This window comes from Mycolicibacterium pallens (genome assembly GCF_019456675.1).
Lineage (GTDB): Bacteria > Actinomycetota > Actinomycetes > Mycobacteriales > Mycobacteriaceae > Mycobacterium > Mycobacterium crocinum.
Genome location: NZ_CP080333.1, coordinates 2,290,788 through 2,312,538, shown reverse-complemented (window position 1 = coordinate 2,312,538; position 21,751 = coordinate 2,290,788). Strand labels below are relative to the sequence as shown.

25 protein-coding genes are annotated in these 21,751 nt (G+C 66.8%); 11 read left to right on the top strand and 14 right to left on the bottom strand.

What is annotated here, in order from left to right; translation table 11 throughout:
- The first annotated feature begins 3 nt into the window (after positions 1–3).
- Positions 4–1,299: a DUF1254 domain-containing protein gene (locus K0O64_RS11395; protein ID WP_071945776.1), complete on the top strand. Its 1,296-nt coding sequence runs from the start codon at positions 4–6 to the stop codon at positions 1,297–1,299.
- Positions 1,300–1,371: 72 nt separating this feature from the next.
- On the opposite strand, the gene K0O64_RS11390 is transcribed toward K0O64_RS11395, so the two are convergent.
- The 6 genes from K0O64_RS11390 to K0O64_RS11365 all read right to left on the bottom strand — a co-directional run bounded on the left by K0O64_RS11390 (position 1,372) and on the right by K0O64_RS11365 (position 5,830).
- Positions 1,372–1,818, bottom strand: a complete 447-nt coding sequence (locus K0O64_RS11390) for a hypothetical protein (protein WP_174714116.1) — start codon at positions 1,816–1,818, stop codon at positions 1,372–1,374.
- A gap of 115 nt (positions 1,819–1,933) precedes the next feature.
- Positions 1,934–2,611: an LLM class flavin-dependent oxidoreductase gene (locus K0O64_RS11385; protein WP_225933690.1), complete on the bottom strand. Its 678-nt coding sequence runs from the start codon at positions 2,609–2,611 to the stop codon at positions 1,934–1,936.
- Between the two features lie 166 nt (positions 2,612–2,777).
- A complete protein-coding gene (recX, locus tag K0O64_RS11380; protein WP_071945780.1) occupies positions 2,778–3,296 on the bottom strand; it encodes a recombination regulator RecX in 519 nt (172 codons plus the stop codon).
- Positions 3,265–4,317 carry a recombinase RecA gene (recA, locus tag K0O64_RS11375; RefSeq protein WP_071945782.1) on the bottom strand — a complete coding sequence of 351 codons (1,053 nt, stop codon included), beginning with the start codon at positions 4,315–4,317 and terminating at the stop codon, positions 3,265–3,267. Before recA ends, recX begins: the two co-directional genes overlap by 32 nt.
- A gap of 136 nt (positions 4,318–4,453) precedes the next feature.
- Positions 4,454–4,648, bottom strand: coding sequence for a DUF3046 domain-containing protein (locus tag K0O64_RS11370; protein ID WP_071945784.1), 195 nt, complete (start codon positions 4,646–4,648; stop codon positions 4,454–4,456).
- A gap of 9 nt (positions 4,649–4,657) precedes the next feature.
- Positions 4,658–5,830 carry a glycosyltransferase gene (locus K0O64_RS11365; protein ID WP_071945786.1) on the bottom strand — a complete coding sequence of 391 codons (1,173 nt, stop codon included), beginning with the start codon at positions 5,828–5,830 and terminating at the stop codon, positions 4,658–4,660.
- Between the two features lie 41 nt (positions 5,831–5,871).
- Between K0O64_RS11365 and K0O64_RS11360 the strand changes: the two genes are divergently transcribed.
- Complete coding sequence (locus tag K0O64_RS11360) at positions 5,872–6,315, top strand: limonene-1,2-epoxide hydrolase family protein (protein WP_071945788.1); 444 nt, start codon at positions 5,872–5,874, stop codon at positions 6,313–6,315.
- Here the strand turns inward: K0O64_RS11360 and pspM are convergent.
- The 5 genes from pspM to pgsA form a co-directional block, all read right to left on the bottom strand.
- Positions 6,312–7,142 (bottom strand): phage shock envelope stress response protein PspM, encoded by an 831-nt coding sequence (gene pspM, locus K0O64_RS11355; RefSeq protein WP_071945790.1) that lies wholly within the window; start codon positions 7,140–7,142, stop codon positions 6,312–6,314. The genes K0O64_RS11360 and pspM overlap by 4 nt on opposite strands.
- 12 nt (positions 7,143–7,154) lie before the next feature.
- Complete coding sequence (pspA, locus tag K0O64_RS11350) at positions 7,155–7,964, bottom strand: phage shock protein PspA (RefSeq protein WP_071945792.1); 810 nt, start codon at positions 7,962–7,964, stop codon at positions 7,155–7,157.
- Positions 7,965–8,081: 117 nt separating this feature from the next.
- Positions 8,082–8,417, bottom strand: a complete 336-nt coding sequence (gene clgR / locus K0O64_RS11345; RefSeq protein ID WP_071945794.1) for a transcriptional regulator ClgR — start codon at positions 8,415–8,417, stop codon at positions 8,082–8,084.
- Between the two features lie 71 nt (positions 8,418–8,488).
- Positions 8,489–8,977 carry a CinA family protein gene (locus K0O64_RS11340; protein WP_071945796.1) on the bottom strand — a complete coding sequence of 163 codons (489 nt, stop codon included), beginning with the start codon at positions 8,975–8,977 and terminating at the stop codon, positions 8,489–8,491.
- Positions 8,955–9,560 carry a CDP-diacylglycerol--glycerol-3-phosphate 3-phosphatidyltransferase gene (pgsA, locus tag K0O64_RS11335; RefSeq protein ID WP_071945797.1) on the bottom strand — a complete coding sequence of 202 codons (606 nt, stop codon included), beginning with the start codon at positions 9,558–9,560 and terminating at the stop codon, positions 8,955–8,957. Before pgsA ends, K0O64_RS11340 begins: the two co-directional genes overlap by 23 nt.
- 54 nt (positions 9,561–9,614) lie before the next feature.
- Between pgsA and K0O64_RS11330 the strand changes: the two genes are divergently transcribed.
- Positions 9,615–10,115 carry an amino-acid N-acetyltransferase gene (locus K0O64_RS11330; protein WP_071945799.1) on the top strand — a complete coding sequence of 167 codons (501 nt, stop codon included), beginning with the start codon at positions 9,615–9,617 and terminating at the stop codon, positions 10,113–10,115.
- Positions 10,116–10,232: 117 nt separating this feature from the next.
- On the top strand, positions 10,233–11,081 hold the full coding sequence (locus tag K0O64_RS11325; protein WP_071945801.1) for a type IV toxin-antitoxin system AbiEi family antitoxin: 849 nt from the start codon (positions 10,233–10,235) through the stop codon (positions 11,079–11,081).
- A 58-nt stretch (positions 11,082–11,139) separates the two neighbouring features.
- Here the strand turns inward: K0O64_RS11325 and K0O64_RS11320 are convergent, their stop codons facing one another.
- Entirely contained in the window at positions 11,140–13,650 is a 2,511-nt protein-coding gene (locus tag K0O64_RS11320) for an FtsK/SpoIIIE family DNA translocase (RefSeq protein ID WP_096311168.1), read from the bottom strand.
- A gap of 193 nt (positions 13,651–13,843) precedes the next feature.
- Between K0O64_RS11320 and K0O64_RS11315 the strand changes: the two genes are divergently transcribed.
- From K0O64_RS11315 to K0O64_RS11285, 7 genes are all read left to right on the top strand, one after another.
- The gene (locus K0O64_RS11315; protein ID WP_071945804.1) at positions 13,844–14,158 is read left to right on the top strand and encodes a putative quinol monooxygenase; all 315 of its coding nucleotides are present in this window, start codon (positions 13,844–13,846) and stop codon (positions 14,156–14,158) included.
- Positions 14,159–14,160: 2 nt separating this feature from the next.
- Entirely contained in the window at positions 14,161–14,976 is an 816-nt protein-coding gene (locus K0O64_RS11310) for a mycofactocin-coupled SDR family oxidoreductase (protein ID WP_071945806.1), read from the top strand.
- Between the two features lie 19 nt (positions 14,977–14,995).
- Entirely contained in the window at positions 14,996–15,517 is a 522-nt protein-coding gene (locus K0O64_RS11305; protein WP_071949941.1) for a dimethylamine monooxygenase subunit DmmA family protein, read from the top strand.
- Positions 15,514–16,437, top strand: coding sequence for a PDR/VanB family oxidoreductase (locus K0O64_RS11300; protein ID WP_071945808.1), 924 nt, complete (start codon positions 15,514–15,516; stop codon positions 16,435–16,437). Before K0O64_RS11305 ends, K0O64_RS11300 begins: the two co-directional genes overlap by 4 nt.
- Before the next feature lie 5 nt (positions 16,438–16,442).
- On the top strand, positions 16,443–17,417 hold the full coding sequence (locus K0O64_RS11295; protein WP_071949942.1) for a heme-dependent oxidative N-demethylase family protein: 975 nt from the start codon (positions 16,443–16,445) through the stop codon (positions 17,415–17,417).
- Positions 17,418–17,483: 66 nt separating this feature from the next.
- Positions 17,484–18,191, top strand: coding sequence for a hypothetical protein (locus K0O64_RS11290; RefSeq protein WP_071945810.1), 708 nt, complete (start codon positions 17,484–17,486; stop codon positions 18,189–18,191).
- Between the two features lie 75 nt (positions 18,192–18,266).
- Positions 18,267–19,154 carry a DUF3060 domain-containing protein gene (locus tag K0O64_RS11285; RefSeq protein ID WP_071945812.1) on the top strand — a complete coding sequence of 296 codons (888 nt, stop codon included), beginning with the start codon at positions 18,267–18,269 and terminating at the stop codon, positions 19,152–19,154.
- Here the strand turns inward: K0O64_RS11285 and K0O64_RS11280 are convergent.
- Both K0O64_RS11280 and dapA read right to left on the bottom strand, forming a co-directional pair.
- A complete protein-coding gene (locus K0O64_RS11280; protein WP_071945814.1) occupies positions 19,151–20,830 on the bottom strand; it encodes a ribonuclease J in 1,680 nt (559 codons plus the stop codon). The two genes, K0O64_RS11285 and K0O64_RS11280, sit on opposite strands and share 4 nt — an antisense overlap.
- Positions 20,827–21,735: a 4-hydroxy-tetrahydrodipicolinate synthase gene (dapA, locus tag K0O64_RS11275; RefSeq protein ID WP_220046367.1), complete on the bottom strand. Its 909-nt coding sequence runs from the start codon at positions 21,733–21,735 to the stop codon at positions 20,827–20,829. Before dapA ends, K0O64_RS11280 begins: the two co-directional genes overlap by 4 nt.
- Positions 21,736–21,751 lie beyond the last annotated feature (16 nt).

Sequence of the window (21,751 nt, the reverse complement as noted above, 5' to 3'; positions counted from 1 at the left end):
GCCATGAGCACGTTGTCGTCTGATCTGCGCACACTCAGTTATGAGGCGTACATCTACTTCTATCCATTGGTGACGATGGATATCTCGCGGCTGCAGACATTGAACCGCACAGGGGTGGGTGCCGGCCCGCCCAACGAGTTTCACCACATCCGCGAATACCCCGACGCCGACTTCCGAGCGGTGGTGCGGCCCAACTTCGACACCCTGTACTCGTCGGCGTGGCTCGACCTGACCCAGGGACCGGTGATACTCGACGTTCCCGACACTGATGACCGGTATTTCATGCTTCCGCTGCTGGACATGTGGACCGATGTCTTCGCCAATCCCGGGAAGCGAACCTCCGGAACCGGGCCGCAGCGGTACGTGATCGTCGGCCCCGGCGACACCGGCGAACTGCCGCAGGACATTCCGGTCATCCACGCGCCCACGCCGCATGTGTGGATCATCGGCAGAACCCAAACCAACGGGCCGGCCGACTACGCGGCCGTGCACGCTGTGCAGGACGGCTATACACTCACGCCGCTGGCAGCGTCGACGTTCGTCCGGGATGAGACCTACGACGTCGCCACCGAGCCGCTGCGCAAGGTGAACGCGATGGCAGCGCTCGACTATCTCACCTATGCCGCGGACTTGCTGAGCGTGAATCCCCCTCACCCGACCGACTTTTCGATCCTGGCCCGGCTGTCCGGCCTGGGCATCGAGGCGGGTAAGTCGTTCGGTGCCCAGCGGTTCTCCGCCGAGCAACGCGCCGAGATCGAGGCCGGCGCACAGGATGCACTGGCCGCCATCACGTCGTCGGCCCCGACGTTGGGCACCATCGTCGACGGGTGGATGACCCTGAGCGAAGGCATGGGCGTCTACGGCAATGCCTATCTGCGGCGTGCCGTCGTCACCCTGGTAGGACTGGGAGCCAACCCTCCCGAGGACGCGGTGTATCCCATGCTGGTGACCGACGCCGACGGCCAACCACTGGCCGGCGAGAACGATTACGTCATCCACTTCGACGCAGGCAAGCTGCCGCCGGTGGATGCCTTCTGGTCGGTGACGATGTACGACGCCGAGGGTTACCAGGTCGCCAACGAGATCGATCGCTTCGCGATCGGTGATCGGGATGCGCTGCAGTACAACGCCGATGGTTCACTCGATCTGTACCTGCAGCACAGCAACCCAGGCCCAGAGAAGCTATCCAACTGGCTGCCCGCGCCGCTGGGGACGTTGGGCGTCACGATGCGGCTCTATGCCCCGCGCCGCGAGGCCATCGCCGGGACATGGCATCCGCCCGTGGTCCGGAAGGTCTGAGCACTCTTCAACTCCTAAGCTGCTCAAGGAGTTTGGAACCAGACTCCGGAGTCCGCACGCTGCATCGGCGACTTAGAACGGTCCGCCGACCTGGATGCCTTGGTTGACCTCGTCGATGGCTTGTTCGGTCAGGTTCAGCGCGGCGACTCGATGACCGCCCTTATTCTCTGAGGCCGCCCGCAATTCGTCGGCCGCCAGCTGAAGGTAGCCAACGCCGTTGTTCATGGCAGGACCGATCTGCGGTGGCGGCGGCGGGAAGTAGCCGTCGAAAGGTCCACCGGCGAACTCGATGCCCATGTTGACCTGATCGATGGCTTGCTGGGCGAGGTTGATGGCCGTGACGCGGTGGCCGCCCTTGTCATCCTGGGCGGCTTGCAGTGCGCCGATCGCCTGCTGCAGGTCGTTACGGGCGCCATACATGTCGGGCTGGTCGGCGTGGGCGATGCCCGCCCCGGCGGTGGCCAGAGTCAGTGCGGTCAACATCGATGTGATGCCCAACTTGATCGTTGCACGAGGCATGTCTGCGGGGTCCTCTCCCAGAGCGTGCGTGGCTAGGCGAGAAGTATTGCACGAGCGCCCAGATACGATCCCAAAAACGGGCTCGGAGAGAATCATTCACAGGAAGCCGCGCGGCCTAAACCTTCAATTTGGCGCACCGTTGCAGTAGTTCGGCTGACGGCGGCTGATAGAAGCTCAATACCGCGTGCTCGCAACCCAGTTCGGCGAACTGCGGCAGCTGAGCCAGCTGAGCGTCGACCTGTCCGGGGTCGCTCGGGTACAGGAAGATCTGCACCGAGCGACGGATCTCGGCGGGGTCGCGGCCGACTTCGGCGCAGGCCTCGTTCAACCGCGCGTTGGTCTCCCCCCACTTCTGCGCGTCGTCGTGGCTGGGCATGTTCCACTCGTCGGCGTGCCGGGCGATCACCCGCAGCATTTTGGGCTGCGATCCGCCGATGACGATCGGCGGGTGTGGGCGTTGTATCGGCTTGGGTTCGCAGAGGGCATCGCGCAGCGTGTAGAACTTTCCCTCGAACGTGACCGACTCCTCGGTCCAGAGTCGGCGGATCACGGTCAGCGCCTCGTCGAGCATCGCGACTCGTGTTCCCGGACTGGGGAATTCGATGCCATACCCGCGATGCTCGGCTTCATGCCAGCCCGCCCCGATACCGAAGTCCAGTCGGCCGCCGCTGATGTGATCGACGGTGACGGCCATCTTGGCGAGCACTGCCGGATTGCGATAGGCACCCCGGTCACCATGCAGCCGATCCGGGCCTGCCGGATCACGACGGCCATCGCGGCCAAGGTCGTCCAACCCTCATGCGTCGGCATCGTGTTCTCGACCAACCCGTAGAAGTGGTCGTAGTTCCAGATGCCCTCGAACCCGAGCTCACCGGCGGTCCGCCAGAATCGCTCGAGCTCGGGATAGTCGAAGGTGGGCGCGAGCTTGGCCGAAATCCGCATGCGATGAAGCCTAGCGACTAGACCCGCCTGCGCTCCCGTTCTGCTGCCAGCCCCTCACTGACCACGGCCACCGCCATGCTCTGGTTGTAGCCGCGCCGGGCCAGCATGCCGACCAGCCTGCGCATCACCCTGGCGTCGTCGTCGCCGTCCAACTTCTCCCGGCGCAGCTTCTGCTCCACCAACTCCTCGGCGCGTTGCCGCTCGGCACCGGCGTCGATACCGTCGAGCGCCGAAGCAATCACGTCGTCGTCGACACCCTTGGTCCGCAGCTCAGCGGCCAAGGCGCGCTTACCTTTTCCGGCTCGCGCCCGCCTGGACCGAACCCACTGCTCGGCGAAGTCCGCATCGTCGATCAGGCCGACGGCGGCCAGCCGGTTGAGTTCGTTCGCGGCGATATCGTCGGGATATCCCCGCTTGGCCATCTGGCCGGCGAGCTCGGATCGGGTCCGCGGCCGCACGGTGAGCAGGCGCAAACACAATGCGTGCGCCTGCTCCGCGCGGGTCTCAGAAGTCGACTGGGGCGGGGAGGACGTCATCGACGAGTTCATCGGTCATCACCGCACCGATCCCGAGCTTCTCTTTGATCTTCTTCTCGATCTCGTTGGCCACGTCGGGGTTCTCGTTCAAGAAGTTGCGGGCATTCTCCTTGCCCTGCCCGAGCTGCTCACCCTCGTAGGTGAACCACGATCCGGACTTGCGGATGAAGCCGTGCTCGACGCCCATGTCGATCAGCGAGCCCTCACGGCTGATGCCCTTGCCGTAGAGGATGTCGAACTCGGCCTGCTTGAACGGCGGCGACACCTTGTTCTTGACGACCTTCACGCGGGTGCGGTTACCGACCGCGTCGGTGCCGTCCTTGAGCGTCTCGATCCGTCGCACATCCAGGCGGACCGAGGCGTAAAACTTCAAAGCCTTACCACCCGTTGTGGTTTCGGGCGAGCCGAACATCACGCCGATCTTCTCGCGCAGCTGGTTGATGAAGATCGCGGTGGTACCCGAGTTGTTCAGCGCACCGGTCATCTTGCGCAGCGCCTGGCTCATCAGCCGGGCCTGCAGGCCGACGTGGCTGTCACCCATCTCGCCCTCGATCTCGGCGCGGGGCACCAGGGCGGCCACCGAGTCGATGACCAGGATGTCGAGCGCCCCGGAACGCACCAGCATGTCGGCGATCTCGAGCGCCTGCTCACCGGTGTCGGGCTGGCTGACCAGAAGGGCATCGGTGTCCACGCCAAGCTTCTTGGCGTAGTCCGGGTCCAGCGCGTGCTCGGCGTCGATGAACGCCGCGATGCCACCGGCAGCCTGGGCGTTGGCAACCGCGTGCAGCGCGACGGTGGTCTTACCCGAGGATTCCGGGCCGTAGATCTCGATAACGCGGCCGCGCGGCAGGCCGCCGATGCCGAGGGCGACGTCGAGGGCGATCGATCCGGTCGGGATGACCGAGATCGGCTGGCGCACCTCCTCGCCGAGGCGCATCACCGAGCCCTTGCCGAAGTTCTTGTCGATTTGCGCGAGTGCGAGCTCGAGGGCTTTCTCGCGATCAGGTGCCTGCGGAGCCATGGTGATACCTCTTCCGGTAGTCGTTGGTGACCGGTTCTCGGTCGGTTGGTCGTGACGCTAGATCACGCCACCGACAAGCTTCACCAGACTAGCGAACAGGTGTTCGAAAGCAAGGAGGCGCGCCGCCGCGTGTCGGCTACCACTGATCGCGCGGCACGTCGAAGTCCGCGCACAGCGCCCGCCACACGTCGCGGGGCTCCACACCGTCCTCGATGGCCTGCGCGGCGGTGCGTCCGCCCAGCTGGGTCAGCACATGATCCACCAGCAGCGAGCCGCCACGAACCGGGCCGAATTGCCCTTCGACCAGTTCCTGGAATTCCGTCAGCCGCACGCCACCAATTTACCCAGCCACCCGCATCGCTTCATGGCACACCCGTACCGGATCGGTGACTCCCGCGATGCTCTCGCCGGCGCGCCGGGCCGCCTCCCGATACCCCGGCGCCGACAGCACTTCACCGACCTCGGCTACCAGAGCCTCGGCACTCAGCGGGCGGATCAGACGCGCACTGCCTTGTCGCACAACACGATTGGCCAGCTCCCATTGGTCGCCGCCGCCGGGCAGCACCACCATCGGCACCCCGGCGAGCAGCGTCTTGGACAACATCCCGTGCCCGCCGCCGCAGATCACCAGATCGGCGTGGGTCAACAGCTCGTCCTGGCGGCCCAGCCCAACACTCGCCCACGCCGGCACGTCCAACTCCTGGCCGCCGAGCCGAGAGATCACCACCCGGGCACCCGCGGGCAGGGTGCGACCGGGCACCAAATGTTCCAGTACCAGCTCAGCCACACCTCCGGCCCCGGTGGTGGCGGTCGACGGCGCCACCACGATCACCGGGCCATCCCCGGGCGGCACGGGCAGCACCGCATCCGTCGGCTCGAAGTGCAGGGGGCCGACGACGACGGCCTCGGCCGGCCAGTCCGGTCGTGGCACCTCGAGTGCGGGCAGGGTGGCGATCAGCCGTCGGACCGGTCCCGGGTCGCGGGCCGGCAACCCGATCTCGATCCGGGCCGCCGAACGCTGACGCTCCCCTTCCTTGACCGACCGTGCGGTCAAGGCGCGCATGATCGTGTCCCGCAATCGGCCGCGAATCCCGGTGCCGGGCGCCAGGCCGCTGCCCAACGGTGGCAGGCCGCGCGACGGCAGGTACAGCGGGTGCGGGCACAGCTCGACCCATGGAATGTCGAGCAGCTCGGCGGCCATCCCGCCGCAGGCGGTGATGACGTCGGAGACGATCAGATCGGGCGTGAGTTCGCGCAGTACCGGCACGTTGAGCACGGCCATCCGCGCCGCGCGTTGGTGAATCTTCGCGCCGGCGTCGGTGTCATCGTCGTCCTCGGTGACATCGAGACCCACGAGTTCGACGGCCTCGATGCCGGCGGCGCGGGCGGTGTCCAGCCATTCGGTGCCGGTCAGCAGTATGGGGTGATCCCCCGCGTCGGCCAGCCGCAGGCACAGTGCGATCGCGGGAAACGCATGACCCGGGTCCGGACCTGCCACCACCGCGACGCGCACGGGCCTACCCTGCCATAGCCGTTCGCAATAGGCTGGCGAGCATGACCGAGCAAATCACCAACGTGAGCTCCGATATCGACAACGCCCATACCGTCGAGGTCTTCCTGCACGCACTGCAGGATCAGGACCTGGCCACCGCCGATGCTCAGCTCGACGACAATCTCATTTACCAGAACGTCGGTTTCCCCACCGTCCGCGGCCGTAGGCGGACCATGAAACTGTTCAAAGGCCTGCAGCGGCCCAGCTTCGGCTTCGAGGTGAAGATCCATCGCATCGCAGTCAACGGCCCGGTGGTGCTCACCGAGCGAACCGATGTGCTGCGGCTGGGCCCGGTGCGGCTGCAGTTCTGGGTGTGCGGTGTCTTCGAAGTGAAAGACGGCCGAATCACCTTGTGGCGGGACTACTTCGACATGTACGACATGACCAAGGCGACCGTCCGCGGCCTCATCGGCGCGGTGATCCCCGGCCTGCTCCCGACGCTCTAGGCGCGGCGGAGCTGGCCCAGCTCGTCGAAGGCCTGCGCCCACCCCATCAGGCGGTCGGTCGCGTTCGACAGCTCGTTACGGTAGCGCTGCTGGGACATCGGCGAGCTCGACATCCCGCCGGCGTTGGCGGCCGACACCAGTTGCGCTGCCGCGGTGACCATTTCGTTGTACTGCCGCACCCCGGTGTTGAGCTGCGCGGTGAACGCATTGATGGTCGGCGCCAGATACGACTGCGAATGCGGCGTCTCGATCGCGGCGCGCTCCATCGAGACCACCTCGTCGGCGGTGGCGGCCATCGTCGCCGCGGTGCGGTCCGCCGCCGCGACGAGCTCGCGAATCTCCTCCGGCGGCAACATGTTTCCGCGCTGCATCACACCCAGTAGCGAATGAAATCCCCGCTCGGAGGCACCCAGCGCCGACATCGACGGGCGCGCCACCGATCCGTGCGGCGGCAGCCGACGTCCGCTGACCTGACGTTGCGGCGGCAGCGGCTCGCCGCGCAGCCAGCGGTAGCGCAACAGGAACAAGGTCGCGGGCACCGCGGCACCGGCGGCGATCACACCGGTGATGATCAGACCCCACACCGGCACGCTCCAGGTGGCGAGCAGCCCGGTGACCGCAACCCAGAAAATCGTCGCAAACGAGAAGAACACGCCCAAGCGCAACGCCCACCGCCGCTTGCGCAGCAGCCGGGCCCGCGGATCGGAGACGGCACTGAGCTTCTGCGCCGCCACGTCGGCGTACTCGCTGACGGTGTCGATACCGCGCTGCATGGCCGAACGCCATTGGCGCGATACGAATCCCGGCTTGTCCGGTGTCACCGCCATCGAGATCGCCTCCTACTGGCCGAGGGGTTTCTCGGGCTCGGGTGTGCTGGCCGGCGTAGCGGGGGTCGCGGGCGCAGCGGTGCCGCCGGCAGGTAGCGCGTCCCCGCGCATCGAGGCGCGAATCTGCTCGAGCCGGGAATGGCCGGCCATCTGCACGCTGGCCTGCTGGACCTCCATCATGCGGCTCTGCACGGAGTTCTGCGCGAGCTCCGCCTCGCCCATCGCGGTCGCGTAGCGGCGTTCGATCTTGTCCCGCACCTCATCGAGGCTGGGCGTGTTGCCGGGCGCGGCGAGCTCGCTCATCGAGCGCAGCGAGGCGCTGACCTGCTCCTGCATCTTGGCCTGCTCGAGCTGCGACAGCAGCTTGGTGCGTTCGGCGATCTTCTGCTGCAGCATCATGGCGTTTTGCTCGACAGCCTTCTTGGCCTGCGCGGCGGCCTGCAGCGCCTGGTCGTGCAATCCCTTGAGGTCTTCCACGCTCTGCTCGGCGGTGACCAGTTGCGCGGCGAACGCCTCGGCGGCGTTGTTGTATTCGGTGGCCTTGGCGGCATCTCCGGACGCCACCGCCTGATCGGCCAGGGTCAGCGCCTGGCGAACGTTCACCTGCAGCTTCTCGATGTCGGCGAGCTGACGATTCAGCCGCATCTCCAGCTGACGCTGGTTGCCGATGACCTGCGCGGCCTGCTGAGTCAGCGCCTGGTGCTGACGCTGGGCGTCTTCGATCGCCTGCTGGATCTGCACCTTCGGGTCGGCGTATTCGTCGATCTTCGAGTTGAACAGCGCAGTGAGGTACTTCCACGCCTTGACGAACGGATTGGCCATCAGTTGCTCCGTCTTTGTATCGGGTGCCGCAGTTCGGTGGTCGTGCCCAATTTATCGGTTAACCATGCCCGGCCACACCCTTGTAGGCATGTGACCCCGGTCTGACTGGTCGAAACCTCAGGCCACCGCCATCGCAACGGGATGCGGGATGACGACCTTGGTGGTGACGTCGATCGAGCTGTCCTGGGCCGGCACGGCGGTCAACCGGGCGATTCGCTCGCGGTTGGCCATCTTCTCGCCGGCATCGGTGAGCACCCGCGACAGCGGGACGTCCAAAGCCGTGCAGATCGCACTGAGCAACTCGCTGGAGGCTTCCTTGCGGCCACGCTCCACCTCGGACAGGTATCCCAGGCTCACTCGGGCCGAATCGGACACCTCACGAAGGGTGCGTCCCTGCGAAGTGCGGGCGTCACGCAGCACGTCGCCGATCACCTCACGCAGCAGTACCGCCATCGGGTGTCCTCCTCCAAGAGTTGCAACGACTACTACAACGCCGCGCACTCTCGATTTGGTTCCCAGAAACCTCAGGTTCGCTTCACCAGGTCGTGCAGCCGTCCGATCGCCTCGTGGACGGCGGCCAGCCGGATGTCCCAGCGTGAACCGTCCAGCCGCAGTTCGACGACCTCCGTCGTCCCCGGACCGGCCAACCCGAGGAACACGGTGCCGACGGGATGGCCGCCGTGCGGCTCCGGTCCGGCCACCCCGGTCAGGCCCACTCCCCACGTCGCCGCGCAGCGCTCGCGCGCCCCTTCGGCCAGCGCAGCCGCGGTGGGTGCCGCGACCGGGCCGACGTCATCGAGCAGTTCGCGTGAGACGCCGGCCAGCGCGATCTTGGTGTCGACGGTGTAGGTGACCAGGCCACCGCTGAGCACGGCACTCGCACCGGGCACGCCCGCCAGCGTCGCCGCGAGCAGGCCGGCGGTCAGGGACTCCGCGGTCGCCACGGTGTCACCGCGGGCGGTCAGCAGGGCGACGAGCGCGCGAGCGCCGTCATCGACCAGCGGATCGCTCACGGGAGTCCTTGACCGCCGACACCACATAGTCGACGCCGGTGAGCACCGTCAGTACGACCGCGGCCCATATGATCACCCAGGCCACGATGTGCCAGGCCGGCGGCCAGTTGTGTAGCGGCAGGACGAACAGCCCGATCGCGACAGCCTGCACCAGGGTCTTGAGTTTGCCGCCACGCCCCGCGGGGATCACCCCGTGCCGCAGCACCGCGAACCGCAGCAGGGTGATGCCGAGCTCACGAATCAGGATCACCACCGTCACCCACCACGGCAGGTCGCCGAGCATGGAAAGTCCGATCAGTGCCGCGCCGATCAGCATCTTGTCGGCGATCGGGTCGGCGAGCTTGCCGAACTCGGTGACCATCCCGTAGGTGCGGGCCAGCGAGCCGTCGAACCGGTCAGTGATGACCGCAACCGCGAAGATGATGAAAGCCGTTACCCGACTGGCTGTTTCATGGCCGTCGCCGGCGAAGAGGAACAGCAGGAAGATCGGAACCAGCACCAGACGGATCCCGGTCAGCAAGTTGGCGACGTTGGCCACCCGCACGCGCGGGACCGCCGGACCGGTTTGGGGTTGTCCCGACACGGCATCAGAATATCGGTTGGCAGTCGGGCGCCTCACGCCCGATACTCTGCACCCGTGAGCCCTGACGTCGTCGTCCGCCGCGCCCGTACGTCGGATGTCGCCGATATCAAGCGTCTCGTCGACATCTACGCCGGCCGCATCCTGCTGGAGAAGAACCTGGTCACGCTGTACGAAGCGGTCCAGGAGTTCTGGGTGGCCGAGTATGCCGGCGAGGTCGTCGGGTGCGGTGCGCTGCACGTGCTGTGGGCTGATCTCGGTGAGGTCCGCACGGTCGCCGTCGACCCGAAGGTCAAGGGCCGCGGCATCGGTCATGCGATCGTCGACCAGCTCCTCACGGTCGCTCGCGAACTGCAACTGCAGCGGCTTTTCGTGCTGACCTTTGAGACGGAGTTCTTCGCCCGCCACGGTTTCGCCGAGATCGAGGGAACGCCGGTGACCTCTGAGGTGTACGACGAGATGTGCCGGTCCTACGACATCGGTGTCGCCGAGTTCCTCGACCTGTCGTACGTGAAGCCGAACATCCTCGGCAACACCCGCATGCTGCTCATCCTCTGACGTTGAGTGAGCGCTGACGCATCTCTTCGCGCCGGTTTTTGCGACATCAGCGCTCAATGAATGGCCCTGTGGATAGCCGCATGCGCGCTAGCAGGTCGGCAGGCACCGTTGACCAGCGTGACGCAGATTTTCATTGGCTCAGAGGCGCTGGCCGCTAACCAGGTGAACCGCTACCAGCTCGCCAAAACCCATCAGCGCGTCTTTCCCGATGTATATGCGCCGCCCGGCGACCTGACCCTGCTGGACCGCACCAGGGCGGCGTGGCTGTGGTCGGGAAGAAAGGCCATTGTCACCGGTCGTGCAGCAGCGGCACTGCATGGCGCCAGATGGGTCGATCCCGACATCCCGATCGAGCTGAACTTCACCAACAACCGCAGTCCACGCGGGATCGTCACACACCGCGAAACCCTGCTGGCAACAGAACTGACCTGCCGCGACGGCTTGCCCGTCACGACGATCCCCCGAACCGCATTCGATCTGGCGCGTCGCGGCAATCCCCGTCGCGGTATCGCGGATCTGGACGCGCTGGCCAATACAACCCGCTTCAGCGTCAACGACGTCCTCTCACTCGCCGACGCCCACCCGCATCTGCGAGGCGTCCGACGAGTGCCGTCCATGTTGGATGCCGTCGACGCCGGCGCGCAGTCGCCGCGAGAGACGTACCTGCGACTCGATCTCGTCGACGCGGGCTTCCCACGGCCCCAGACGCAGATCCCCGTGGCTCGACCTGGCGGCCGCTGGTATTACCTCGACATGGGTTGGCCCGAGATTCTGGTCGCGGTCGAGTACGACGGTGAGCATCACCGCACGAGCAGGACCGCCTACTCCATCGATGCCGAGCGGCAGGACTATCTGATGTCGGTCGGCTGGATAGTGGTGCGCGTGCTGGCGGATCACCAGCGCAGTGATGTCATCCGTCGTGTGCGGCGAGCATGGGACGCCCGATTACACCGAGCAGCAAGTTGATTGAGCGCTCACGCTTCATCTCCGCGCGGAATATGAAGCGTGAGCGCTCAATGAATGACTAGAAGTCCTCGTCCTCGTAGCTGTCGTCGTCGTCCTCGGCGCCCCCGCCGCGGATCGCCATCAAGGTCGCGGCGAGTTCGTCGGGCTTGACCAGTACCTCGCGCGCCTTCGAGCCTTCCGACGGCCCCACGATGCTGCGGGTCTCCATCAGGTCCATCAACCGGCCGGCCTTGGCGAAGCCCACCCGCAGCTTGCGCTGCAGCATCGACGTCGAGCCGAATTGCGAGGACACCACGAGTTCGACGGCCTGCAGGAAGACGTCCATGTCGTCGCCGATGTCGGGGTCGACGTCGGTGCGCTCCCCGGTCGGCTTCGCGGTGGTGACACCTTCGGTGTACTCAGGCTCGGCCTGGTCCTTGCAGGCCTGCACGACGGCGTGGATCTCCTCGTCGCTGACGTAGGCGCCCTGCAACCGCTCGGGCTTGCTGGCGCCCATCGGCAGAAACAGGCCGTCGCCCATGCCGATCAGCTTCTCGGCGCCCGGCTGGTCGAGGATGACCCGGCTGTCGGTCAGCGATGACGTCGCGAACGACAGGCGCGAGGGCACGTTGGTCTTGATCAAGCCGGTGACGACGTCGACCGACGGCCGCTGGGTGGCCAGCACCAGGTGAATACCGGCCGCACGGGCTTTCTGGGTGATCCGCACGATGGCCTCTTCGACATCACGCGGGGCGGTCATCATCAGGTCGGCGAGCTCGTCGACGACGGCAAGGATCAACGGGTAGGGCTTGTACACGCGTTGGCTGCCCAGGGGCGCGGTGATCTCCCCGGAGCGGACCTTGGCGTTGAAGTCCTTGATGTGGCGCACCCGGGAGGCCTGCATGTCCTGGTAGCGCTGCTCCATCTCCTCGACCAGCCAGGCCAGCGCCGCCGCCGCCTTCTTGGGTTGGGTGATGATCGGCGTGATCAGGTGCGGAATGCCTTCGTAGGGCGTGAGTTCCACCATCTTCGGGTCGATGAGGATCATCCGCACTTCCTCGGGGGTGGCGCGGGCCAACAACGACACCAGCATCGAGTTGACGAAGCTGGACTTACCCGAGCCGGTAGAGCCGGCCACCAACAGGTGCGGCATGTCGGCCAGGTTGGCCGACACGAAATGGCCTTCGATGTCCTTGCCCAGCCCGATCACCAATGGGCGATGGTCGCCGCGGGTCGAGGGTGCGGTGAGAACGTCTGCCAGACGGACCATTTCGCGGTCGGTGTTGGGCACCTCGATGCCGACGGCGGACTTGCCGGGGATCGGCGCGAGGATACGGACGCTCTCGGTCGCCACCGCGTAAGCGATATTGCGTTGCAGCGCAGTGATTTTCTCGACCTTGACGCCGGGGCCGAGCTCGACCTCGTAGCGGGTGACTGTCGGGCCGCGGGTGCAGCCCGTCACCGACGCGTCAACCTTGAACTGGTGGAGAACGTTCGAAATCGCGTCCACCATCTGGTCGTTGGCGGCGCTGCGTCGCTTCGGCGGGTCACCGGCCACCAGCAGGTCCAGCGACGGCAGGGTGTACGGGCCCTCGACGACGCGATCCAGGACCTTGGTCTCCTGCTTGGCGACGTCCTCCTTGGGCGGCGCCGGCTTCTTACGTCGCGTCTTCACCGGCTCGGGAACCGTCGGCGCGTCCTCGTCGAGCGGGTAGTTGTCCAGCGGCGTGCCGACCGGACCCTGCGCGCCGGGCCAGGCCGGCGCCTCGTCGGTGTAGGACCGCGGGTCGTCGTAGTAACCGTCGGAGAAGTCTTCCGTCTCAGCGGGCGCGGCGTCCTCGGGCTCGTCGTCGTAGTACTCGTCGTCCTCGTCGTAGTGGTCGCGCGTGCTGAACATCGCGTAGAGCGTGTCGGGCACCTCGCGGATCGTGGTGCCGGTCAGCAGCAGCAGCCCGAACAGCGCGGCAAGGATGAGCAGCGGGGTCGCGATCCACGCGGTCAGCCCGTCGGACAGCGGACCGCCGATGGCGAAGCCGATGAAGCCCGCGGCGCGTTGGCGCGCGCCGGGGTCCTGGGGCGCCCCCGACCACAGATACCACAGCCCCAGCACCGGCAGCGCGACCATCGCGCAACCCAGAATCAGGCGGGGCCGCGCTTCAGGATTGGGTTCGGTGCGCATCAGCAGTACCGCGATGACGGCGATCGCGATCGGCAGCAGGACAACCGCGCCGCCGACCAGGGTTCGCAGCACCGAGTCGATCCAGGCGCCGACGGGCCGGGCGGCGTCGAACCAGGAGCTGGCCGCGATCACCACCGCGACGGCCATCAACCCCAGGGCGATGCCGTCGCGGCGGTGACCCGGCTCGATGTCGCGGGCTCGACCGACCGATCGGGCGGTCGAGCCCGCCCCCTTGGCCAACATCAGCCAGGTCGCCCGCGCGGCCCGTCCACCGGCGGCCGCCGCGGTGGCGACGGGCGAGGAGGTGCGCTTCTTGGCGGGCTTGCGTCGCGGCGCCGGCTTGGCCGGCCGTGACGCACCCTTTGACCTGGTCGTTCGCGCGCTTGAGCGAGCGGCCGTCTTGTTCGCCATGCGGGCAAGCCTAGTCGCAGATGCCCCATCTGCACCATCCGCAACACCCGTTACGCGGCGCGTCGTTGCCAACCTGCGACCAACGCCCGAAATCGTGCCCGCGCCGCTGACTGGGACCCCTTCTTGCGGCATTACAAAGCAGGTCTAACGTAAGCGCCGTCACACCTACTCGAAGCCGCTGAGGAGCTCGCTCATGCCCGTCGTCGTCGTTGCCAGCTTCACCGTCAAGCCCGAATCCGTCGACGCTGTGCGCGAGGCCTGCAAGAAGGCCGTCGCGGCGGTTCACGAGGAGCCCGGTTGCGACCTCTACGCCGTGCACGAAGGCGACAAGACGTTCGTCTTCGTCGAGCAGTGGGCCGACGAGGACGCGCTGAAGACTCACAGCACCGCACCGGGCGTGAGCACCCTGTTCGGCGAGATCGGTGAGCACCTCGACGGCGCTCCGGACATCAAGATGCTGCAGCCCATCCCGGCCGGCGACCCCGCCAAGGGCCAGGTCCGCCCGTAAGCATGGGTGGACTCGACGGCAAGGTCGCACTGATCACCGGTGCGGCCCGCGGCCAGGGCCGAGCGCACGCGCTGAAGCTGGCATCGGAAGGTGCCAGCATCATCGCGGTCGACCTCTGCGACCAGATCGCCAGCGTCCCCTATCCCCTGGCCACCCCGGAGGACATGGCCGCCACGGTCAAGCTCGTCGAGGACACCGGGGCGCGCATCGTCGCCTGTGAGGCCGATGTCCGCGACCGGTCGGCGTTGAAGTCGGCCGTGCGCAAAGGCACCGAGGAGCTGGGCCGGCTCGACATCGTGATCGCCAACGCCGGGATCGCCCCGATGGCCGACGAGAACGCGTGGCAGGACGTCATCGACGTCAACCTGACCGGGGTCTATCACACCGTCGACGTGGCAATGAAGCCGATGATCAAGCAGGGCGACGGCGGCGCGATTGTGCTGACCAGCTCGGTGGCCGGCTTGGTCGGCATCGGAGCTCCGGTCGCCGGATCACTGGGCTACACGGTCGCCAAGCACGGCGTGGTCGGTCTGATGCGGGCGTACGCCAATTTCCTTGCCCAGTTCAATATTCGGGTCAACTCGGTGCATCCGGCCGGGGTGAACACACCGATGATCGACAACGAGTTCACCCGCTCCTGGCTGGAAGGCTTCGCTCAGCAGTCGCTCGGCGGCCCGGATATGAGCAATCCACTACCGGTGGAGACCCTGGAACCCGAGGACATCGCCAACGCGGTGTACTACCTGGTGTCCGACGCCGGCCGCTACGTCACCGGCGTCACGCTGCCGGTCGACGCCGGGTTAACGAACAAGCGCTGACCACTAGCATCGGGTGACGATGACACCCGATCTGGAGCTGACCAGCATCCCGGCCTGGGCGGTCGAACCCAGGTGTCCGGCCGCCGATCTCACCGGCCGTCAATGGACTGTGCTGGCCATCGGAGCCGACGCCACCGGCATCGCCGAGCAGTGGCGGGCCCAGATCAACGCCGAACATCCCGATGCCGAGCCGCGAGTGCATCACGTCGCCGACGCAACCGCGGCTTGTGCGGCGTTGGACGCCGACCTCACCGACGCGAAAGTCGGATGGCGGCTGCTCGTGGCCGGACCCGCGCACGTGTGCCTTCGCGTGCGCGCCCATGCGATGGAACTTGGGGCCAACGACGACGAAATCGTCGTTGCCAGTACGGAAGTGGACACTCGCGAGATCTACTGCGCGCACTGCCGCACCACCATGACCGCGACGGTGGGGCTGACCGACGAGATCTCCTGCCCCGGCTGCCGCCGTCAGTTGTACGTCTACTACCACGTCTCCCGGCGCCTCGGTGCTCACCTCGGATTCGCGACCACCGGCACATGACCACGCTGACGTTGACGGTCGTCGACATCGACGACACCGTCCCCGGGATCAGGACTCTGACCCTGGCCGATGCCGACGGCGGCGTACTGCCGTCGTTCACGCCGGGCAGTCACCTGGTGATCGAATGCGCCGGCGGCGCCAACGCGTACTCACTGACCGGGGAGACCGCCGCACCCCACCACTATGTGGTGTCGGTTTTGGAATGCCCGCAGGGCCGGGGTGGATCGCGTTGGATCCACCGGCAACTCGGTGTCGGCGACACCGTCGTCGCGCATCCGCCGCGTAGTGCGTTCGCCCCGGTGTTGCGGGCGCGCCGCCACCTGTTGATCGCCGCCGGAATCGGGATCACCCCGATGATCTCGCATCTGCGCAGCGCCAAGCGGTGGGGACGGGACGTGCTGTTGCTCTATGTCTTTCGTGAGGGGCGGGGCGCATACGTCGACGAGATCGGCTCGCTGACCGACAACGCCTCGTTCTTCACCGACCGCGCGGCCTTCCTCGCCGAACTGGCACCAGTACTGGCAGGCCAGCCGTTCGGCACCAACGTCTATATTTGCGGTCCAAGCCAATTCATCGACGACGTCGTCGCAATGGCTGCCGAGTTGGGCTGGCCGCCGAGCCGCATCCATGTCGAACGCTTCGGCGGGGAGTTGGCGCCCGGCGACCCGTTCGAGGTCGAATTATCGTCAAGCGGACAGGTTTTCACCGTCGAGTCGGGTGTCTCACTGCTGGAGTGCCTGACCACACGCGGTCATAGCATCCCGAACCTGTGCCGGCAGGGTGTCTGCGGTGAGTGCCGAGTCACCGTGCGCTCGGGCACCGTGATGCACCGCGACCTCTTCCTCACCGACGACGAGCGGCGTCACTCGATGATGGCCTGCGTCTCCCGCGCCCGTGGCCGAGTGGAGTTGGAACTGTGAGTCGGCTGGTGTCCGCGGCGGATCTCATGGCGGCATTTCCCTTCCCGTACACAGCCGACTCCTACCGCTACAGCACCAACATCGCCCCCGCCCGCGGTGTCGTGACCACCGCAACCGGGCGCTGGGGTCAGCGGGTGGTGGACATCGACAGCGAGTACACCCGCGAAGTCGCCGAGCGCCGCCGCATTGTGGCCGCGGATCCGTCGCGGCATGCGGTGCTGCCGCATATGCGGATCGCCGCCTGGGACACCATGGTGCTGCTGATGACCGAACTCGCCACCTCGTGCCCGGCGACCATGTCCCTGACCCGCGACGGCGACACCTGGCACTGGCGCAACGAATTATTGCGCATCACACAGGATTTCGTGATCAGTGACGAAAGCAGCCTGCCGTGCGATCCGCTGGCCTTCATCGCCGGGCAAGTGCAGGAGGACATCGTTCTGCTTGACCAGCGCGACGGAGACCTGTTCGCCGACGCCGGCGTGGTCACCTTCGCCGCCGGCTGGTCGTTCGGATTCGACGTCGGGATGACGTTCCTGGAGATACACGGCCCGGTTCCGCGGCTGCGCGAAACCGGCGTGATCACTCGAGCCCGCGAGTTCCTGATGCGCCTGCAACCAGGCGACATCTACCGCCGGACCAACTGGTCGATGACGGTGGGACGTCGGCTCGATGTCTCCACCGAGGCCGCACCGGAGTGGCTGCCGGACCGCGCGCACCTCGACGCCGTCGACGACGACACGTTCGGCCGGCTCATCCACCTTCGGGTGGAGGTCCAGCATGTGATCCGGCTGCCGGAGTCGGGTGCGATCTGCTTTCTGATCCGCAGCTACATGCTGCCGCTGGCCGACATTGCCACGGTCGACGAGTGGCGCACTCGGACCGCCGCGGTGCTGGCCGAATTGCCGGACGACATGGCCGAATACAAGGGCCTGAGCGGCTTTCGGGACCGCGCGGTGGCCTGGCTGCACAAGCACTGAACCGCGCCGGGTGCGCTGTGGCTTTGTTGGTATCCGTAGTCGGACGTGGGCTCTGTACTGGTCGACATGACAACCTCGGCAGATCCCACCAGCGCCAGCGCCTACGACACCATTGCCTCGGCCGACTTCCACACCATGCCTTCTGTCGACTCGTGGCACCCTGCCTGGTCACGCAGCCCGCTCGGCGACCCCGCCGACGCGGAGGAACCGCAGGTGGTGCGGTCGGGCCAGGCTCCGGTTGCGGCTGCAGTGGCTGCAGCGGTGCTCGCCTTCGGGCTGCTGGGCGTGGTGGCGTGGGACCATGCCGGTGACAGCCGGTCCGCCGTTGTCACCGTGGTCCCGGCCGCTGCGCATCCCACGGCCCCGTCCGCCGCATCCGTACCCGCTCCGAGGGCGAACGCGGACGTGTTGGTGACCGCCCCGCCCGCACTGCCGGACATCCAGCCCGCGCCGCCGGTTGTCCGTACGGCCGCCGCGCCGGTACATCAGTCGGTGGTCGCCGCCCCGCCTCCGAGCCCCGCAGCCGATGCGCCGTTGCCACCACCGGATGCCCCGGCTCCCGCCGCACCTTCGGTGAACGCCACACCCGTGGTGATCGTCAACGTCCCGTTGCCGCAGCTCCCAGCGCCCTCGCCGGTACCGCTTCCCAAGCTGCCACCGCCACCGTCGGTTCCCCCGGCCCCACCGCCGCTGCCCACCCTCAAGCTTCCAACCCCGTCACTGCCCGCGTTCTGCCTGCCACCGAAACATCTCGTCAACGGCCAATGCGCCTGACACTGCAGTGGCGAACAGCGCACCGACGATGGCAGACCCATGATTGAATCCGACCATTCGGAAGGGAGTTGACCCATGACGAACGTCGGACCACACGATGACCCGCAGGCGCGAATAGCCGACCTGGAACGTCAACTCGCCGAGGCCAAGGCCACCCAGCAGGCACAGCGCAATAGTCAACCGAATCAATGGATTTCCGCGCCATCGCAGTTCGCCGGAGCGTCCGTTCGACGCCCGACGGGCACCTGGCGCGGGGCGAACCTGCTGGGTGCCATCGCCGGACTGATCGGGCTGTGCGGCGGCGGTGCGTCTGCGTTGACTGCGGTCCTGCCGTCGAGTGCGTTGTGGACCAGCGCCATCGTGTGCGGCGCACCGAACCAGCTCATGGTGAACACCTCCAACTACAGCTACAGCCCGAACCAATCTGGAACCACAGTCGATTTCGTGTGCCTGCGTACCGACGGAGCGCACGACGCGAGTTGGTTCACCATCACCGCCCTCCAGTCGGTGTTGGTCGCGCTGATCGCCGCCGGCGCGGTAGCCGTCGTACTGGCGGCGCGCCGTGTGCGACAGAACCAGGAGCTCTCCAGGCGGTTTGCGGTCACCGCCGGCGTCCTCGGTGTGATCGCAGTCGCCACCGCGACATTCGTCCTGTGGACCGGACTCAGCGGCCGGAATAGCCCCACACAGATGCCACCGGGTGGCACATTGACAGTCGACGGCAACGGCCAGTCGAAGTCGATCGCCTGCAACGACGGACATTTGACGGTGACCGGCCGCGATATGACCGTCACGGTCACCGGCCACTGCGCCCGGCTCTCGATCGACGGCGTGATCAATCACATCACCATCGACTCGGTTGATGCGATCGACGTCGACGGGCTACAGAATGTGGTGACCTATCACTCCGGAACCCCGACGATCACGCAGTCGAACGATCAGAACACCGTTGGACAGAACTAGATTTCGATGACCGTCGGCACGATCATCGGCTGGCGGCGGTAGGTCTCCCCCACCCACTTTCCGACCGTGCGGCGCACGACCTGCGCGATGCGCACCGGGTCGGTGACATTGTCGGAAGCAAGCGATTCCAGCTCCGCTTCAACATTGCGCGCCACCGGCTCCAGCGCCTTGGGATCTTCGGAGAAGCCACGCGAGTACAGGTGTGGCGGTCCGGCCGGCCGGCCGGACTCCCGGTTCAGGACGACGACGATCGCGACGAAGCCCGAGCTGAGGATGAGCCGCTCGCCCAATGTCGCCTCGCCCACGTCGCCGGAGATCAGTCCGTCGACGAACATCTTGCCGACCGGCACGGCACCGGCGATCGACACCCGGCCACCGACGAGGTCGACGCTGACGCCGCTCTCGGCCACCACGATGTTCTCTTCGGGCACACCGCTGCGCGCGGCCAGCTTGGCGTTGGCCCGCAGCATGCGCCACGTCCCATGCACCGGCATCACATTGCGCGGCCGCACCCCGTTGTAGAGGAACAACAGCTCACCGGAGTAGGCATGGCCCGAAACGTGCACCCGCACTTGCTGATTGGTGACCACTCGGGCACCAATCTTGGCCAGGTCGTCGATGACTCCGTAGACCGCTTCTTCATTGCCGGGGATCAGCGACGACGACAGAATGATCAGGTCATCGGAGGTGATCGTGATGCTGCGGTGCTCCCCGCGCGACATCCGGGACAGCGCCGCCATCGGCTCGCCCTGCGTACCGGTGGTGATCAGCACGACCTGCCCGGGGGCCATCTCCTCGGCCATCGCGATGTCGACGACGTCGCGGTCATCGACATGTAGGAAGCCCAGCTCGCGGGCGATGGCCATATTCCGCAGCATCGACCGGCCGACGAACGAAACCCGCCGGCCCAATGCTATTGCGGCATCGACGATCTGCTGCACGCGGTCGACATTGGAGGCGAAGCACGCCACGATGACCCGCTGCCCTTCGGCGCCGCGCATGAGCCGGTGCAGATTCGGGCCGACCTCGCTTTCCGACGGCCCCACGCCGGGGATCTCGGAGTTGGTCGAGTCGCACAGGAACAGGTCCACCCCGGCGTCACCCAACCGCGACATGCCCGGCAGATCGGTGGGGCGGCCGTCGAGCGGCAACTGGTCGAGCTTGATGTCACCGGTGTGCAGGACGGTGCCTGCACCGGTGTGGATGGCGATCGCCAGTGCATCGGGGATCGAGTGGTTGACCGCGAAGTACTGGCATTCGAACACGCCATGGGTGCTGCGCTGTCCCTCGGCGACCTCGACGAACGAGGGGGTGATCCGGTGCTCACGGCATTTCGCGGCCACCAGCGCGAGGGTGAACTTGGAGCCCACCACCGGGATGTCTCCGCGCATCTTGAGCAGGTACGGAATCGCCCCGATGTGGTCTTCGTGGGCGTGGGTCAGCACCAGGGCTTCGATGTCGTCGAGGCGGTCCTCGATCAGCCGCAGGTCGGGAAGGATCAAGTCGACGCCAGGCTCATCGTGGTTCGGGAACAGCACCCCGCAGTCAATGATCAGCAGTCGGCCAAGATGCTCGAAAACGGTCATGTTGCGGCCGATTTCGTTGATGCCGCCCAGCGCCGTCACGCGCAGACCTCCCGGGGCCAGCGGCCCGGGAGGCGACAGCTCCTCGTTCATCGCAAGACGGCCGCTGCGCGGAGGTCGGCGGCGAGTTCGTCGAGCTGCTCGGCGTTGGCCGGCACCTGCGGCAACCGCGGATTGCCCACCTCGATGCCCTGCAGCCGCAGACCCTCCTTGGCGAAGGTCACCCCACCCAGCCGCGTCTGCGCGGCGTTCAGCGGAGCCAGCGTCACCGCGATCTTGCGCGCGGTAGCCACATCACCGGAGTTGAACGCGCTCAACATGTCTCGTAGCTGGCTCGCCGCCACATGGCCCCACACACTGACGAAACCAACGGCACCCATCGCCAGCCACGGCAGGTTCAGCGCGTCATCGCCGGAGTAGTAGGCCAGTCCGGTCTCGGCCATGATCTGCGCGCCGCCGTGCAGATCGGCCTTGGCGTCCTTGACCGCAACGATGTTGGGATGCGCCGACAGCGTGCGCATGGTGTCCCAGTCGATCGGGATCACCGAGCGCGGCGGGATGTCGTAGAGGATCACCGGCAGGTCGGTGGCATCGGCGACGGCGGTGAAGTGCGCGACCAGACCGGCCTGCGGCGGGCGGGAGTAGTACGGCGTGACGACAAGCAGGCCGTGTGCCCCCTCGGCGGCCGCGGCCTTGGCCAGGTGCACGCTGTGGGCGGTGTCGTAGGTGCCGGCACCGGCGACGATGCGGGCGCGATCGCCGACGGCCTCGAGCACTGCCGCCAGCAGCGCACGCTTCTCGTCGTCGGTGGTGGTCGGCGACTCGCCGGTGGTGCCGGACAGCACCAGCCCGTCGCATCCGGAGTCGACGAGGTGGGTGGCCACCCGGGCGGCGGCGACCGTGTCCAGCGTGCCGTCGGGCTTGAACGGCGTCACCATTGCGGTCAGTACGGTGCCCAACCGGGCGCTGACGTCGAATCCGCTGGTGCTCACGGACACCTAGATTACCCGCTCC